The sequence below is a fragment of the Arthrobacter russicus genome (assembly GCF_031454135.1).
Lineage (GTDB): Bacteria > Actinomycetota > Actinomycetes > Actinomycetales > Micrococcaceae > Renibacterium > Renibacterium russicum.
In genome coordinates this window covers 1913692-1928446 of record NZ_JAVDQF010000001.1, presented here as the reverse complement: position 1 = coordinate 1928446, position 14755 = coordinate 1913692, and the positions used below count along the sequence as shown (strand labels likewise).

General features: G+C 66.1%; 14 protein-coding genes. 6 read left to right on the top strand and 8 right to left on the bottom strand.

Annotated elements, in window-relative coordinates:
• From JOE69_RS08995 to JOE69_RS08970, 6 genes are all read right to left on the bottom strand, one after another.
• Positions 1-1977, bottom strand: coding sequence for a PTS fructose transporter subunit IIABC (locus JOE69_RS08995; protein ID WP_309797963.1), 1977 nt, complete (start codon positions 1975-1977; stop codon positions 1-3).
• On the bottom strand, positions 1974-2969 hold the full coding sequence (locus tag JOE69_RS08990) for a 1-phosphofructokinase family hexose kinase (protein WP_309797960.1): 996 nt from the start codon (positions 2967-2969) through the stop codon (positions 1974-1976). Before JOE69_RS08990 ends, JOE69_RS08995 begins: the two co-directional genes overlap by 4 nt.
• The gene (locus tag JOE69_RS08985) at positions 2966-3754 is read right to left on the bottom strand and encodes a DeoR/GlpR family DNA-binding transcription regulator (RefSeq protein ID WP_309797958.1); all 789 of its coding nucleotides are present in this window, start codon (positions 3752-3754) and stop codon (positions 2966-2968) included. Before JOE69_RS08985 ends, JOE69_RS08990 begins: the two co-directional genes overlap by 4 nt.
• Before the next feature lie 176 nt (positions 3755-3930).
• Positions 3931-4785 (bottom strand): chitosanase, encoded by an 855-nt coding sequence (locus JOE69_RS08980; protein ID WP_309797956.1) that lies wholly within the window; start codon positions 4783-4785, stop codon positions 3931-3933.
• Positions 4786-4912: 127 nt separating this feature from the next.
• The gene (locus JOE69_RS08975) at positions 4913-5881 is read right to left on the bottom strand and encodes a helix-turn-helix transcriptional regulator (RefSeq protein ID WP_309797952.1); all 969 of its coding nucleotides are present in this window, start codon (positions 5879-5881) and stop codon (positions 4913-4915) included.
• A gap of 105 nt (positions 5882-5986) precedes the next feature.
• Positions 5987-6994 (bottom strand): cation diffusion facilitator family transporter, encoded by a 1008-nt coding sequence (locus JOE69_RS08970; protein ID WP_374709690.1) that lies wholly within the window; start codon positions 6992-6994, stop codon positions 5987-5989.
• Positions 6995-7076: 82 nt separating this feature from the next.
• On the opposite strand from JOE69_RS08970, the gene JOE69_RS08965 reads away from it, so the two are divergent.
• Positions 7077-7712, top strand: a complete 636-nt coding sequence (locus JOE69_RS08965; protein ID WP_309797950.1) for an alpha/beta hydrolase — start codon at positions 7077-7079, stop codon at positions 7710-7712.
• Positions 7713-7799: 87 nt separating this feature from the next.
• Here the strand turns inward: JOE69_RS08965 and JOE69_RS08960 are convergent, their stop codons facing one another.
• On the bottom strand, positions 7800-9146 hold the full coding sequence (locus tag JOE69_RS08960) for a PA0049 family protein (protein ID WP_309797947.1): 1347 nt from the start codon (positions 9144-9146) through the stop codon (positions 7800-7802).
• A 180-nt stretch (positions 9147-9326) separates the two neighbouring features.
• On the opposite strand from JOE69_RS08960, the gene JOE69_RS08955 reads away from it, so the two are divergent.
• The 4 genes from JOE69_RS08955 to JOE69_RS08940 are packed head-to-tail and all read left to right on the top strand — an operon-like array spanning position 9327 to position 12411.
• A complete protein-coding gene (locus tag JOE69_RS08955; protein ID WP_309797945.1) occupies positions 9327-10199 on the top strand; it encodes a hypothetical protein in 873 nt (290 codons plus the stop codon).
• Positions 10183-10944 (top strand): LamB/YcsF family protein, encoded by a 762-nt coding sequence (locus JOE69_RS08950; RefSeq protein ID WP_309797943.1) that lies wholly within the window; start codon positions 10183-10185, stop codon positions 10942-10944. The genes JOE69_RS08955 and JOE69_RS08950 overlap by 17 nt, the downstream gene beginning before the upstream one ends.
• The gene (locus JOE69_RS08945) at positions 10928-11554 is read left to right on the top strand and encodes a 5-oxoprolinase subunit B family protein (RefSeq protein WP_309797942.1); all 627 of its coding nucleotides are present in this window, start codon (positions 10928-10930) and stop codon (positions 11552-11554) included. Before JOE69_RS08950 ends, JOE69_RS08945 begins: the two co-directional genes overlap by 17 nt.
• Positions 11551-12411, top strand: a complete 861-nt coding sequence (locus JOE69_RS08940; RefSeq protein WP_309797938.1) for a 5-oxoprolinase subunit C family protein — start codon at positions 11551-11553, stop codon at positions 12409-12411. Before JOE69_RS08945 ends, JOE69_RS08940 begins: the two co-directional genes overlap by 4 nt.
• A gap of 147 nt (positions 12412-12558) precedes the next feature.
• Here JOE69_RS08940 and JOE69_RS08935 read toward each other — a convergent pair whose 3' ends face one another.
• Positions 12559-13815, bottom strand: coding sequence for a DUF445 domain-containing protein (locus JOE69_RS08935; protein ID WP_309797935.1), 1257 nt, complete (start codon positions 13813-13815; stop codon positions 12559-12561).
• 52 nt (positions 13816-13867) lie between these two features.
• Here JOE69_RS08935 and JOE69_RS08930 point away from each other — a divergent pair, with 52 nt between their 5' ends.
• A complete protein-coding gene (locus JOE69_RS08930) occupies positions 13868-14722 on the top strand; it encodes a glycerophosphodiester phosphodiesterase (RefSeq protein WP_309797933.1) in 855 nt (284 codons plus the stop codon).
• Positions 14723-14755: the final 33 nt, after the last annotated feature.

The window sequence follows — 14755 nt, the reverse complement described above, 5'->3', positions numbered from 1 at the left end:
TCAGGCAGCTACGGTAGCAGCCGCCGGCTTTGCGGCGACGAAGCGTTTGAGCGCCAGCACCGCCAGTGCGCTGAGCACCGTTCCGGCCAGGATCGCAGCCACGAAGAGCCAGAACGGGTTGATCGCGAAGAACACGAAGAAGCCGCCGTGCGGTGCTTGCGAAGTGACGCCCCAGGCCATGGTGAGCGCCCCGGTCAAAGCCCCGCCGAGCATCGAGGCGGGGATCACGCGCAGCGGGTCGGCTGCGGCGAAGGGGATCGCGCCCTCGGAGATGAAGGAGAAGCCGAGCAGCACTGCGGTTTTGCCGTTTTCCCGTTCAGCTGCGGAGAACCGCTTGCGGTCGAGGAAGGTGGCCAACGCCATGGCCAGCGGCGGAACCATGCCGGCGGCCATCACCGCGGCCATGATCAGCCACGGGCCCTGGTTCGTTGCGGATCCGGCGCCCAAACCGGCCACCGCGAAGGAATAGGCGACCTTGTTGACCGGTCCACCCAGGTCGAAGCACATCATCAGACCCAAAATGATGCCGAGCAATACTGCGGAGACCCCGGTCATCCCGGAGAGCCAATCGTTGAGCGCCGTGGTCAAGGCCGCGATGGGCCCGCCGAGCACCAGGAACATCAGGCCGGAGGCGACGATCGAGGCGAGCAACGGGATGATCACTACCGGCATCAGGCCGCGCAGCCAGCGGGGCGCATTGAAACTGCCGATCCACCAGGCGATGACGCCGGCCAGCAGACCGCCGGCCAGGCCGCCGATGAATCCGGCACCCATGAAAACCGCGACGGCGCCGGCGGTGAAGCCCGGTGCGATGCCCGGCCGGTCCGCGATGCCATAGGCGATGTAGCCGGCCAATGCCGGGACCAGGAAGCCCATCGACAGTGCGCCGATCTTGAAGGCGATCGCGCCGAGATAGATGTACAAGCCCCCGTCGGGCAAGTTCCACAGGCTGTTCTGCAGCACCACATCGTCGGCCACTTTGGTGATCTCGTAGCCGCCGAGCAGGAAGCCGAGCGCGATCAGCAGACCGCCGGCCGCAACGAACGGGATCATGTAGCTCACCCCGGTGAGCAGCACCCGTTTCAGTTTCTGGCCGAAGTGCTCATTCTGTTCTTTGGCGTCGCCGCTGCCACCGCCGGCCGGAACTTTGGCGGAGCGCGGATCGGCAGCGGCCCGGAGCGCTTCCTGGATCAATTCCGCGGGCTCGTCGATGCCGCGTTTCACCGGGACATTGACCACCGGCTTGCCGGCGAAGCGGCCCCGGTCCCGGACGTCGACGTCCACCGCGAAAATCACTGCCTCGGCGGCGTCGATGACTGCCGGGTCCAGCGGCTTCGCGCCGGAGGAGCCTTGGGTTTCCACCTGCAGGTCCACGCCTGCCTCTTGGGCCGCGGCGAGCAGCGAGTCGGCTGCCATGTAGGTGTGCGCAATGCCGGTGGGGCAAGCGGTGACCGCGACCAGTCTGCGGGTCTGCGCGGTGGACGTCCCGTCGCCGGCGGGCTTTGCCGCAGCAGAGTCCGCGGATTGCGGGGAAACCGCCTGATTGACCAGTTCCACGACCGTTTCCGGGCTTTCCGCGGACCGGAGTGCCGCGGTGAAGTCCTTGCGGACCAGAGCCCGGGCCAAGGCGGAAAGCAACTTCAGGTGGGTCTGGTCGGCGCCGGCGGGTGCCGCGATGAAGAAGATCAGATCTGCGGGACCGTCCTTGGCGCCGAAATTCACGCCTTCGGGGAGCCGGGCCATGGCGAAAGTGGGCGCCAAAACTGCTTCGGACCGGCAGTGCGGAATCGCGATCCCGCCGGGCACTCCGGTTGCGGTCTTCTGTTCCCGGGCCCAGGCGTCGGCGAACAGGCCGTCCGGATTCGTCGCCCGGCCAGCCCTGGAGATCCGGGCCGCCAGGCTGCGGATCACTTGTTCCGGGGTGCTTCCGACGGCGACGTCGAGACTGACCAGATCAGCCGTGATGAGTTCGCTCATGATTGCCCTTTCAGGGTGAGTGCGGCGACAGTGATGGCGGCGGGGTTGGTTTGCGCGACAGCGGGGACCGTGGATCCGGGCAGCGCGGCAGCCGCCGCGCCGTGCGCCACGGCTTGCTGCAGGCATTGCGGTTCGGATCGGCCGGCGAGCTCGGCCAGCAGATAGCCGGCCAGCGCCGAGTCGCCGGCGCCGACGGTGCTGCGTGCGGTGATCTTGGGGCCGTGCCCGAACCAAGCGCCGTCCGGGGTGACCAGGATTGCCCCGCGTGCACCCAGCGTGGCCAGAACCGCGCCGACGCTCAGGTCCACCAGTTCGCGGGCGAGCCGGGCAGCCAGCCCGGGATCTGCTTCCAGCTCCGATTCGGCCTCTCCTGGCCGGCCGGGCAGATCCAACAGACCGGCTGCGACGGCCAACTCCGCCAATTCTTCGGCATTGGGCTTGATGAGGTCCGGCTTGGCTTTGACCGCTTCCGCCAACGGGGCCCCGGAGGAGTCCACGGCGATTTTCGGCGCCGTCGGTCCCCAGGCGCCGCGGACGGCTTCGATCACCCGGGGGTAGAAATCGGCCTCGGTCCCCGGCGGAAGCGAGCCGGCCAGGACCAGCCAATCGGCGTCGCGGGAGTGGCTGACCGCCAGCCCGATCAGTTCGGCCTGTTCGGTTGCGGAAAGCGCCGGGCCGGGTTCGTTGACCTTGGTGGTGGTGCCGTCCGGTTCGGTGATCGTGACGTTGGAGCGCAGGGCGGCCCCGATCGGCATTCCCAGATGCGCGATTCCCTGCTTCCGCAAGGCGGTCAACACGGCGTCTTCGGCGGAGCCGGGCAGCAGGGCCAGGCACTCTACGTCGGAGGCGGTCATCGCCCGGGCGATGTTGACGCCTTTGCCGCCGGGCTGTTGCTGGGCCGAGACCGCGCGTTGCACGCCGCCGCGGTTGAGCGCCGCGGCCAGCTCGATGGTCCGGTCCAGGCTGGGATTGGGGGTGAGTGTGAGGATCATGCGACGACCACGTCGACGCCGGCCTGGTCGAGTGCTGCGGCCAACTCGGCGCCGGGCCGTTGGTCGGTGACCAGGACGTCGATGGCTTCCAAGGCGGCGAAGCGGACCAAGGTCTCCTGCTCGAATTTGGAGGAATCCACGAGCGCGACGACCCGGTGCGCCACCTGGACCATGGCGGTTTTCACTGCTGCTTCCAGGGCGTCCGGAGTACTCAGGCCGAAGCGCGAGTGCAAACCGTTCGCGCCGATGAACGCGATGTCCGGACGGAGGCCCTGCAATTGTGCGATCACCCCGGAGCCGACCGCGGCGCTGGTCAGACCGCGGACCCGGCCGCCGAGGATTTCCAAACTGACCTCGGGGCGGTTGCACAGGCGTTGCGCGATCGGAACCGCATTCGTGATGACCAGGAGCTCTTCGGCGGCTGCGGCCGGCGCCCAAGCAGTCAGCTGCTCGGCCAGCAGCTCGGTGCTGGTGCCGGCGTCGAGGATGACCGATGCGGTGCTGGTGCGTGGCAGGAAGCGCAAGGCGGCCCGCGCGATTCTTTGTTTTTGTTGCTGGTTCTGGCTCTGCCGTTCGCTCAGGCTCGGCTCCACCATGCTCAGCCGGTCCATCGCGATTGCGCCGCCGTGCACCCTGCGGAGTTTGCCTTCGGCTTCGAGCGCATCCAGGTCCCGCCGCACGGTTTCCTGCGTCACGTCGAAGAGCTCGGCGAGTTCGTGGACGCTGACCCGGCCCTCGGCGGCGGCCAGCGCGGCAATGCGTTCGTGCCTTTCGTGGGCAAACACGGAATCACCCCTGCGCATACGGTGACAAGAGTCACATCAATGTTGGTTTGGATGACTTTATCTGTGTTTATCTTTACTTGTCAATCGGGGCTGTCCACGGCTTGCCCCGGCAGCTGGCGCAGAAACACCGGCGCCCCGCTTGCCGGGGGCAGACGGGGCGCCGGTGTGGATCTCGGCTACTTGATCTCGTAGGCGTCTCCGTAGACTTTCCACTTCAACGGAGTGTGCAGGTCGTAATTGCCTTCATTGAGGAACTTCAGCTGGGCGTCGTCCACCCGGGAAGTGTCCGAGTGGGCGTCTTCCTGTTTCATGATCTTCTTGCGTGCTGCGGCGAAGGCCTGCAAGTAGGTCTTCTCATTGCCGCCTTGGGCAGGGGTCTTGGCGTTCTTCATGGCTGCCTTGCGGATGCCGCCGAAGGAATCCGCGGAATCTCCGGGGCCGTGCATCACGATGGCGTCGTAATACATGAATTGGCCCAAATTGCTCAAGCCGTCGGATTTGCCCTGGTTGACCGAGGGGTTGAAGTACATGCTGTCCCGAAGTTTGTCCTGCTCGGTCAGGAAGACCTGGTCTTTGGCGGCTTGGTGCCAGGCGTCGACGAACTTCTGGCCGAGTCCGTCATGCGAGGGGGTGCCATTGACCTTGCGCAGGGCCGGCAGGAACGGCTTGAGCACATTGTTGTCCGGCTTGGTGTTGGCGTAGTTCTGCACGAGTTGCAGCATGTCGCCGGTGCCTGAGGTGAAGCCGATGATGCCGCCGGTGTAGCCGCGGTCGTCATTGATGTCCTCGATGTAGCCGTATTGTGCCCGCCAGTCCAAGGAGGAGTTTTCGGCACTGCAGACGAGTTGCATGGCGATTTCCTTTTTGGCCGGCGCGGACAGGTCGCCGGTGGCGGCGATCCGCGGAGCCAGGAATGCGGAGGCTGGTGCTGGTGCCGCATCGGCCTGGGCGGCGACGGTGCCGACCACGCCGCTGGCGAGCAGGAGGCCGCCGAGGGCCACTGCGGTACTGCGGGTTCGAAGATTTGTCACTGGGGGAGCTCCTATTCGAGAAGGGTGCATTCTGCATTTCGGTGCTTCTGGACTTCACGAGTGCTGCGCGCCGCGCCCCCGCTGGCGGGCTTATGTCCCTCAGTTTCACCAATATTGCAGTTTATTGTCAAGGTTTTGCAGAAACTTTCATATTCTTGCGGATTCGAGCCTGCCAGGAATCCAAAAATGCGGCCAGATCGGAACCGTCGAGCACCTCGAAGTCGGCACCCGTGCTGAGCGTCGCAAAGGCCGCCCAGGCCGGAGTGTCCCCGGTCACGGCCAATTCGCAGTACCCGGGTCCGGATTCGTCCAATTGCGCCCAATCGCCGAGCTGATCCCGGACTTCGGCCAAGGGCGCGTGCAAACGTACCCGGTAGGTTTGCGGACCGGCAACTTCGCTGAGGCTCCGCTGGACGAATTCCGAAGCATCCCGGGCCGGCAAGGTCCGCGTCCGGAACCGGGCTCCGGTGCGCTCCGGATCGGCAAGGCGGTCAACCCGGAAGCTGCGCCAGTCGTATCGGCTCAGGTCGTAGGCCACCAGGTACCAGCGGCGGCCGACGGCGACCAGCCGGTGCGGTTCGACCAGGCGCTGGCTCGGCTCGCCTGATCGTGCCGTGTAGCGGAACTCGAGCCGTTCCTCGTCCCTACAGGCCTGGGCCAGAGTGGTGAGCGTATTCGCGTCGATCATCGGGCCTGGCGCTGCGGAGGACTGGATGGTGGCCAGCTGCAGTGCCTCGACCCGGCGGCGCAGTTTGGCGGGCATCACTTGGATCACTTTGGCCAAGGCGCTGATCGAAGCGTCTTCGATTCCGGAGACGGCGCCTTGGGCGGCCATTCGCAAGCCGATGGCCAGTGCCACCGCTTCTTCGTCATCGACCACCAAAGGCGGCAAAGACGCTCCCGGGGCCAACTGGTAGCCGCCGTCGCTGCCCCGGGTGGCTTGCACCGGATAGCCCAGCTCGCGCAGTCTTTCCACATCCCGCCGGAGCGTGCGCAACGAGACCTCCAGTTTCTCCGCGAGGTCTTTGCCCGGCCAGAACCGGTGGTGCTGCAACAAGGAGAGCAAACGGAAGGACCGGGAGCTGGTGTTCGCCATTCCCCCAGTATTCCGGACGCCGGGGTCAGGAATTGGCTGCAGGATGATCCGGCGCCGGCCGCCCGGGCCAGGTTGCGGCGCGAATCGCGGGCCGGATTCCGAGGACTACCCGGGCAGCGAGGGTTCGTCCTTCGTGGACAGCGTGATCACGGCCTCCTCGACGTAATCGAGGTTCTCCAGATCCCGTTCGAGGCGTCGCAGCCGCACGGCGACATCGTCTTCGTCCGCGTTTCCGGTCAGATCCACTGCAGCCACCAGGTACAGCTTGCTCGGTCCCACGTACTCAAGATGGATATAGGTCACCCGGTCGATTTCCGGCCGTTTGAGCAAAAGGCCGACGGCCAGGATTTCGACGTCGTCGCTCACCGATTGGCCGACCAGGAACCTGCGGTTGCGGTCGATCAGAATCACCGCGACGACGCCGAGCAGCACGCCGACCGCAATCGAGCCGATCGCGTCCGGCACGGGCGATCCAGTCACCTGGTGCAGGAAAATGCCGAGAAAGGCGATGGCCAGGCCGATCAAGGCGGCTGCGTCCTCGGCGAAGACCGCGCGCAGCGTGGGGTTGGAGCTATTTGCCACGTGTTCCAGCGTGCTGGTCTGCAAGGCCGAGGCGGTCTTGTGCGCTTGCCGGTAGGCCTGGGTGAAAGAGATCCCTTCAAGCACGAAAGCCACGCCGAGCACCAAGTAGGCGATGAGGAAATCCCCGGCCGGCTCGGGGTCCAGCAGCTCCTGGATGCCGTGCATGATCGAGACCACCGCGCCGGCGGTGAACAAGCCGAAGGCCGCGAACATCGACCAGACGTAGGCTTCGCGGCCGTAACCCATGGGATGCCGGTTGTCCCGGGGCCGCTGCGAACGCCGGTCTGCCACCAAGAGGAAGACCTCATTGCCGGCGTCGGCCCAGGAGTGGGCGGCTTCGGCGGTCATCGACGCGGATCCGGTGAGTGCGGCCGCGATCGATTTGGCCACCGCGATCACCAGGTTCACGGTGAAGGCCAAAACCACCGTGAAGCTGCTCTCTTTTGTGCTCGCCGATGCTCCGGAAGACGTCATGGCTTCGGCCAAAATGGCGCGGCGTGCCTGATCGTTGGCCGGCGGGCTGGCCCTCATCGGGGCACCGTTTGTTGCCTCTGCAAACCGAGCATGCATCCAGCCTATGCCCGGAAGCGGAATCGCCGCATAGGCTGGATGCATGCTCAATGCGCTTTGGTCCAAGCCTGAGTCGGAACGTGCCGGAACCGACTTGCTGGTGATGCTGCACGGTTACGGTTCCGGCGAAGCCCGGATGGCGGAACATTTCTCCGCGATGCCGCAACGGTTCACCTGCGCCGCGCCGCGCGGACCGTTCGAAATGGACGGCGAGTACGGCTGGTTCTTGCTGGATTACTTCCTGAACAATGACTTCGCCGACGTCATCTCCGCGACCAACCAGGTGTTCGCGTGGCTGGATGCCGAGACGGCTCGATCCGGTTTCCGCAGCGTGAGCCTGCTGGGCCACTCGCAAGGCATGGCCATGGCGAGCACCATGCTGCGGCTGCGGCAGGACGCTTTTGCCGCAGTGGTCGGACTCTCCGGATTCGTGCTGGACAATGCGCTTCTGGCCGCCTCGGAGCCGCTGAAGACCAAGACACCGTTTTTCTGGGCCCGCGACGTGGCAGATCTGGTGATCAACCCCGACGCCGTCGAATTCAGCAAAATCTGGCTCCGGGAAAACACCAGGCTGCAGGCTGAGCGTTACCCCGGCATGGGCCACGGCATCGGTGCCGCCGAACTGGTCGATGCCAGCTCATTTCTGACCGCGACGCTGCCGTTCCGTCCCTCGGTCTGACCAGTCTGACCGCCCCCGCTTGCCTGGCCGGCTGGCCAGCCTGCCAAAACCCGCTTGCCTTGTGGGGCCAAGGCCCGACCCGGCAGATCAGGGCTGGGCTGCCGCCGCGGCGGCTACCAGATTCACCACTTGTTGGGTGTCCCGGCGCAGCGTGTCGAAGAACGCCGTGTTTCCCGAGCCGTTGATCACCGGCGGAATATCGTAGTACGGGGTGTGCAGGTGGCCGCCGGCCAGCGTAGTCAGCCCGAGCCCGAGCCGCACCCGGTTGGCCCGATACATGCTTTCGTTGGAGAGGTAGTCGCCACCGCCGCCGGAGACCGAGTAGCTGCCCGGTGCCGGGGCCCCGGAAGTCTTGCAACTGGACGGAGTCCTGCTGGCATTGGCGGACTCGCAGAACTTGGGGTTCAACTGGACGGAGCGGGTGCCGGTGCCGGCATCGATCATTTGCTGCGCGGGCAGGGTGGTCTCGATGAATTGGTTGTCGACCTGCGGCCAGCCCGAAGCCTGCGGCGCATCGCCGCGCGCGCTGTAGTTGTTGTTGTCCTGGGTGCCGCCGCGATTGCTGGCCGCCCATTTTTCGATGTTGTAGCCGGCCCCCGCGCCTTGGCTGATCGTGATGATGGTTCCCGGGCGCTGTTCGGCCGAGGCGCTCAAAGCGGTTCCGTAAATCTGTTCCACGATCCCGCCGTCGAAGGCCCGCCAATCCACGGGCAGCATCGCGGCCTGCACTACGGCCGGTCCGTTTTCGGTCTCGATCTCCTTGCCGTCCAGCTGCAGCGCGGCGATTCCGGACGGGTTGATCCGTTTGGCGCCGGTGCCGTCCAGGAAGAACGGATCGAAGCCGGTCAGCAGGACTCGGCGCTGGTCTTCCGCGCCGGCGGGGAAGCCGATCGAGGTGACCCCGCGCGATGCGTAGTCCAAGTCTTTGATCAGCTGATCGCGCTGCGCGGGTTCCAGCACGAAAAGCGGCAGCCATTGCCGAACGGCTTTGGTCATCGCGAGCCGCGCCCAATAGAGCGGTCGGTCGTCGATCTGCTCTGCGGAGCCTTGCTGGAGCCGGCCCTGGGCCCTGTCGACGGCGTCGCGCCAGAGCTGGTTTCCGGCTGCGGCGACCAGAGTTTTCGCCGCAGCCAGCGTAGCGGTCGAGCACAGCTCGCCGACCAGCTTGTCGACATTCGCGTTGAATCCGCCGGCTTCGATCAGAATGCTCGCGGTAGGCCTGCTCTGGCCTTGCAGCACGACGCTCAGCCGTTGCTCTTCGACCGTGATCGGCGCCAGTGGATTGCTGCATTGATTCACTGCTGATTCCTCCGGAACCGTGGTCGTCAGTTTCGGTGCCTCCGGAACCGCGGTCGCCGGCGCGGCGAAGCCCAGGCTGCCGACGGCGAAAGCGCTGGCCAGCAGGCCGGCCGGAATCCTCAGAGATTTCTTCATGGTGCTTCCCCTTAGCATCGTCGAAGCGGCCCGCAAGCGGCCTCCCGGTCGGCGAACGCCGACGTTCGTTCCTATGAGTATGCGACCGGAAATCAGATTGTTCAACAATATTTCGGAAATTGGCGGTGTTTTGCCAGTTTCCGGGCAGCGGCACGGTTTTCGTCGCCTAGGCTAGTCGGTATGGCGAAACAGAAGCCCAACCGGGCGATGAGGATCGCCGCGGATGCAGCGTTCACCGCGGACGGCCAACCCAAGCCCGCCCTGCAGAATGCCTTGTTGCAGGCGGTGGAGAGCCAGCGGCCGATGGTCAGGGCGAATCTGCGCCGACTGCGCCGGAAGTATCCGCAAGCCAGCCCGGCCGAATTGGCGGTCCGCTTGGACCGCGAGTTCATCAACACGGTGACCGGCTCGGGCGCCGCGATCGGTGCTACTGCGATCATTCCCGGCATCGGCACGCTGGCTTCGATGGGCATTTCCGCGGCGGCAACCGTCGTCTTCATGGAGACCACGGCATTGTACGCCTTGTCGATCGCGGAATTGCACGGGGTCCACCTGCAGGACCCGGAGCGTGCCAGGACCATGGTGATGGCGATCATGCTCGGCGAAGAAGGCACTGCCTTGATGCAGTCCTTCGCGGGCCGGGCCCTGGGCCGCGGCGGCAGTCCGCTGACCACCTGGGGAACCATGCTCGGCAAAAACGTGCCGATGGGGGCCATGAAAATGGTCAGCAGCCGGATCCAGAAAATGTTCGTCAGGCGGATGGTGGTCAGCCAAGGCGGCGCAATGCTCGGCCGGATGGTGCCGTTCGGCGTGGGCGCGGTGATCGGTGGAGCCGGAAACCTGATGATGGGCCGGTCCGTGGTCCGGGCGACCAAAATCGCCTTCGGCCCGCCGCCGCTGGCCTTGCCGGGAGATCTGGCGTTGCCACCGGCCCCTGCGGTATCGGTCCGCGGCCAACTGCAGGCGATCACCGCGAAATTGCCAGGCCGGAAGAAGCCCGCCGCCGACCGAACCGGAACGGGTACAGGAGAGATCGATGCCGTTGCAGATTGACCTCAACAGCGACTTGGGCGAATCCTTCGGGGCCTGGTCGATGGGCGACGACGAGGCTTTGCTGTCAACCGTGACCAGCGCCAATGTGGCCTGCGGCTTCCATGCCGGAGACCCGGTGACGATGTTGCGCACCGCGCAGACCGCACTGGCCAACGGCGTGGCGGTGGGGGCGCATCCGGCGTACCGGGATCTGGCCGGATTCGGGCGGCGCGCGATGGAGATTCCGCACGATGAGCTGTACGGCGACGTGCTCTACCAAATCGGGGCCCTGGCCGGCATGCTTGGCAGCCGGGGCGCAGGGTTGGCGTATGTGAAACCGCACGGTGCGCTGTACAACCGCATCGCCGCCAATCCCGGGCAGGCGGCGGCGGTCGCTGCTGCGGTTTCGGATTTCCGCGCGGATCTGCCGGTCCTCGGCTTGCCGGGATCCCGGATCCAAGCGGCCTGCGCCGATGCCGGGGTGCCGTTTTTCGAAGAGGCCTTCGTGGACCGCGGCTATCTGCCGGACGGCACGCTGGTGCCGCGTGGGCAGCCGGGCGCGGTGTTGCACGACGTCGAACAGATCGCCGAGCGTGCCGTGCGGATGGTGACCGAGGGCGTCGTCGCAGCCGTGGACGGCAGCTTGGTCGAGCTGAAGCCGGCTTCTTTGTGCGTGCACGGGGATACCCCGGGCGCGGTGCAGATGGCGCTCGCGGTCCGGTCTGCATTGGAAGCCGCCGGGGTGGAATTTGCCCGCTTCAGTTGAACCCCGGCTTTTGCCCTGCGGCGATTCCGCGGTTTTGGTCGAGCTTCCCGATCTGCAATCGGTACTGGCATTGTTCCGTGCGCTGGGTGCGCCGCCGCACGGTGTGATCGATGTGGTCCCGGCAGCCCGGACGATTTTGGTCACGTTCGATCCGGAACGGCTGGAGCAACCGACCGTGCTGGCTTGGATCGATGCCGCGGAGCCGGTGGAGCAGCCGGCACAAAGCGGTCCCGAGGTGCTCATCGACGTGGTCTACGACGGTCCGGATCTGGCGGAAGTCGCGCAGTACGCGGGGCTCACCGTCGATGAGGTGGTGCAGCTGCACACCGGTTCGGAATGGACCGCGGCGTTTACCGGTTTCGCCCCGGGGTTCGCCTATCTGGTCACCGACCACGAGCGGCTCCGGGTGCCCAGGCGGAACACCCCGCGGACGTCGGTTCCGGCTGGCTCGGTGGCGCTGGCGGGCGAATTCAGTGCGATCTACCCCACGTCCTCACCGGCCGGTTGGCAATTGATCGGCCGGACGTCGGCCCGATTGTGGGATGCCGGGAATGCCGCGAGCCCGGCGTTGATCCGTCCCGGCGCCAAAGTGCGGTTCCGGGCATCATGAGCATGCAGATCATTTCCACGGGCCCGCTTTCGCTGATCCAGGACTCGGGCCGCCCCGGCGCGGCGTCCTGGGGACTCGGGCCGGGCGGTGCGCTGGACCGGCAAGCCCTGGCCGCGGCGAACGGACTAGTCGGGAACCGCGCATCGGCCGCTGCGCTGGAGATCCTGATCGGTGGTTTCGCCGCCGAGTTCCGGCAATCCGGGAGCATCGCGGTGACTGGAGCGCAGGGCGAGATCATGCTCGATGGCGTGCCGGTCCCCGGCAACACCATGCAGCCGGTGCGCTCCGGCTCGAAGCTTTCGATCGGGCCGGCTGCCGCCGGTTTGCGGTATTACCTCGCGGTGTCCGGCGGCTTGCTCGCCGAGCCGGTCGCGGGATCCCGCTCCCGGGACGTGCTGGCGCAATTGGGGCCGGCCCCGCTGACCGCCGGAGACCTGATCGAGATCGGCCCAGCGGAAGAAACGGAAAGCCGGGCGACCAGCGCTCTGCTCTTCCGGGACCCGCCGACGCCGGGCAAGCCGTTGGCCCTGCGGGTGACCCCGGGGCCGCGGTTGGACTGGTTCGTGCCGAGTGCCTGGCATGACCTGGGCGCGCGGGTTTGGACCGTCTCCGCGGACAGCAATCGAATCGGCGTGCGGCTTTCCGGCCGGCCGCTCGGATTCGTCCGGGACGGCCAATTGCCGAGTGAAGGAATGGTCACCGGGGCGCTCCAAGTGCCGCCGTCGGGCCAACCCACGGTGTTCCTGGCGGATCGTCCGGTGACCGGGGGATACCCGGTGATCGCCGTGGTCCGGCGGGCCGACCTGGATTTGCTGGGCCAAGCGGCACCCGGCCAGCAGATCCGTTTCCTGGGTTGAGCCGGCCGGCAAGGTCCGCCCGCTCAGCCGATCTGCTGCGGCTGGGTCCCACTGAGTCCGACAGTCCGGTGGGACAAACCGAGTATGTCCCACTGAGCACGTGGACTCAGTGGGACATACTGGTTGCAATATCGTCCGGCGTGCCGCTCAGCCGAAGGCCAGATTCGCCACGGTGTAGATCGTCAGGCCGGCCAGCGCGCCCACCACGGTGCCGTTGATCCGGATGTATTGCAGGTCCCGGCCCACCTGGAGTTCGATTTTCGCCGATGCCTCTTTGGCGTCCCAGCGTTCCACGGTGTCGGTGATGATCGAGGCGATGTCGTGCCGGTAATTCCGGACCGCGTAGGCCACGGTCTCGGTGATCCAGCCATTGATCTTGCCGGCCAGTTCCGGGTCGGTGGACAGCCGGTTGCCGAAGTCACGCAGCACCGAGACGAATTTCTTCCGCAGCTCCGATTCCGGATCGTCGACCGCATTGAGCAGTGCTTGCTTCACGGTGTCCCAAGTCCGCCCGGCGAGTTCCTGGACCCGGGGCGAATCCAAGACCTGGGCTTTGACTTCCTCGGCCCGGGCGATCATCGCCGGATCGTGCTGCAGATCGTCCGCGAGCTTGACCAGATAGCCGTCCAAGGCTTGCCGGACCTGGTGGTCCGGTTCGGCCTGGACGGCGTGGACGAACTTCAAGGCTTCGTTGTAGATCCGGTCCCCGACGATGTCGTCGACGAAACCGGGCAGCCAGGAGGGCGCCCGGTCCGAGACGATGCTGGTCACCGTGGACCGGTTGTTCTCGACCCAATCGGAGGCCCGGTCCACCAGCAGGTCGACGAGTTTGCGGTGGTGGCCGTCGGCGAAAATCTGCCCGGCGAGCCGGCCGATCGGCGGTCCCCAGGGCGGGGCCAGCAGATACTGCCGGACCATTGACTCGATCACCTCGCGGACATCGTCGTCGCGCATCACTTCCATCGCGCCGCGGATCGCCACCGCACCTTCCGCGGCGATCCGCTCGGCGGATTCGGGTTTGGCCAGCCAAGCGCCGAGCCGTTCCGCTACGCCGACCGATGCGAGCTTTTCGCGGACCACGGATTCGGAGAGGAAGTTGCTTTCCACGAAATCGCCCAAACTGGCACCGATCGCGTCTTTGCGGTTCTGGATGATCGCGGTGTGCGGAATCGGCAACCCCAAAGGGCGGCGGAACAGCGCGGTCACCGCGAACCAGTCGGCGAGCGCACCGACCATCGCGCCTTCGCTGGCCGCCCGGACGTACTCCAACCAGGGGTATTCATCGCGGAGCCAGAACGAAAAGCCGAAAATGATCGCGGCGGCAATCAGCAGACTCAGGGCCAGCGTCTTCATTCGGCGCAGGCCGGTGCGCTTGATTTCGTCGGCTTCAGTGAGCGGATCCATACCGTAAGCCTAGGTTAACGCGGCGGTCACACCGTCCAGTTACCCTGGAGCCATGACTTTGGTTTATGCCCACCGCGGTGCCAGCGCGCAATTCGCCGAGCATACTCGAGCCGCCTATTTGCGGGCCATCGCCGACGGCGCCGACGGTGTTGAGTGCGATGTCCATCTGACCGCGGACCAACAGGTGGTGCTGTTGCACGATGCCACCTTGGACCGGACGTCCGACGGCACCGGTGCCGTCTCCGAGCAGACCTTGGCCGAACTGCGCGAGCTCGATGTCAGCTCCTGGAAAGGCGCTGACATCCCGGATGAGTTCGGCAGCCGCTCACAACAATTCCTGACCCTCGATGAGCTGCTGGAGATCCTGCTCGCCGCCGGGCGCCCGATCGGCCTGGCCATCGAGTTCAAGCATCCTGACCCGTTCGGGAACCGGCTCGAAGAAGCCGCACTGGAGGTGCTGCTGGCGCGCGGTTGGCTGCCGCAGAGTTCGACCCTGGGGAATCTGACCGTTTCCTTCATGAGTTTCGACCCGGATTCGCTCAAGTATTTGCTGGCCACGGTGCCCGGGAAACACCTCTGCCAATTGGTGGCCGCGGTGGACGTGGAGGAAATTCGGAAAGAGCTGGGCTTCGGCCCGTTGGCGGCGGCCGGTGCGGCTGCGGCTATGCGGATCGCGGTGGTGGAAGCCGAGCGGATGCTTGACGACGGCGAGGTGGACCTGGCCGGTCCGGGGGTGGCGTACCTGCGGACGCAGCAGCACCGGATCAAGCAGTGGCAGGAGGCTGGACGCCGGTTCCGGGTCTGGACCGTGGACGAACCCGAGGACCTGGAATTCTGTGTGGCCGCGGGGGTGCAGGAAGTCACCACGAACCAGCCGGCAGCAATCCTGGCGCTGCTCGGCCGCTAGTCCCCTCCGCCGAACGTGGAGTTGTGGCGGTTA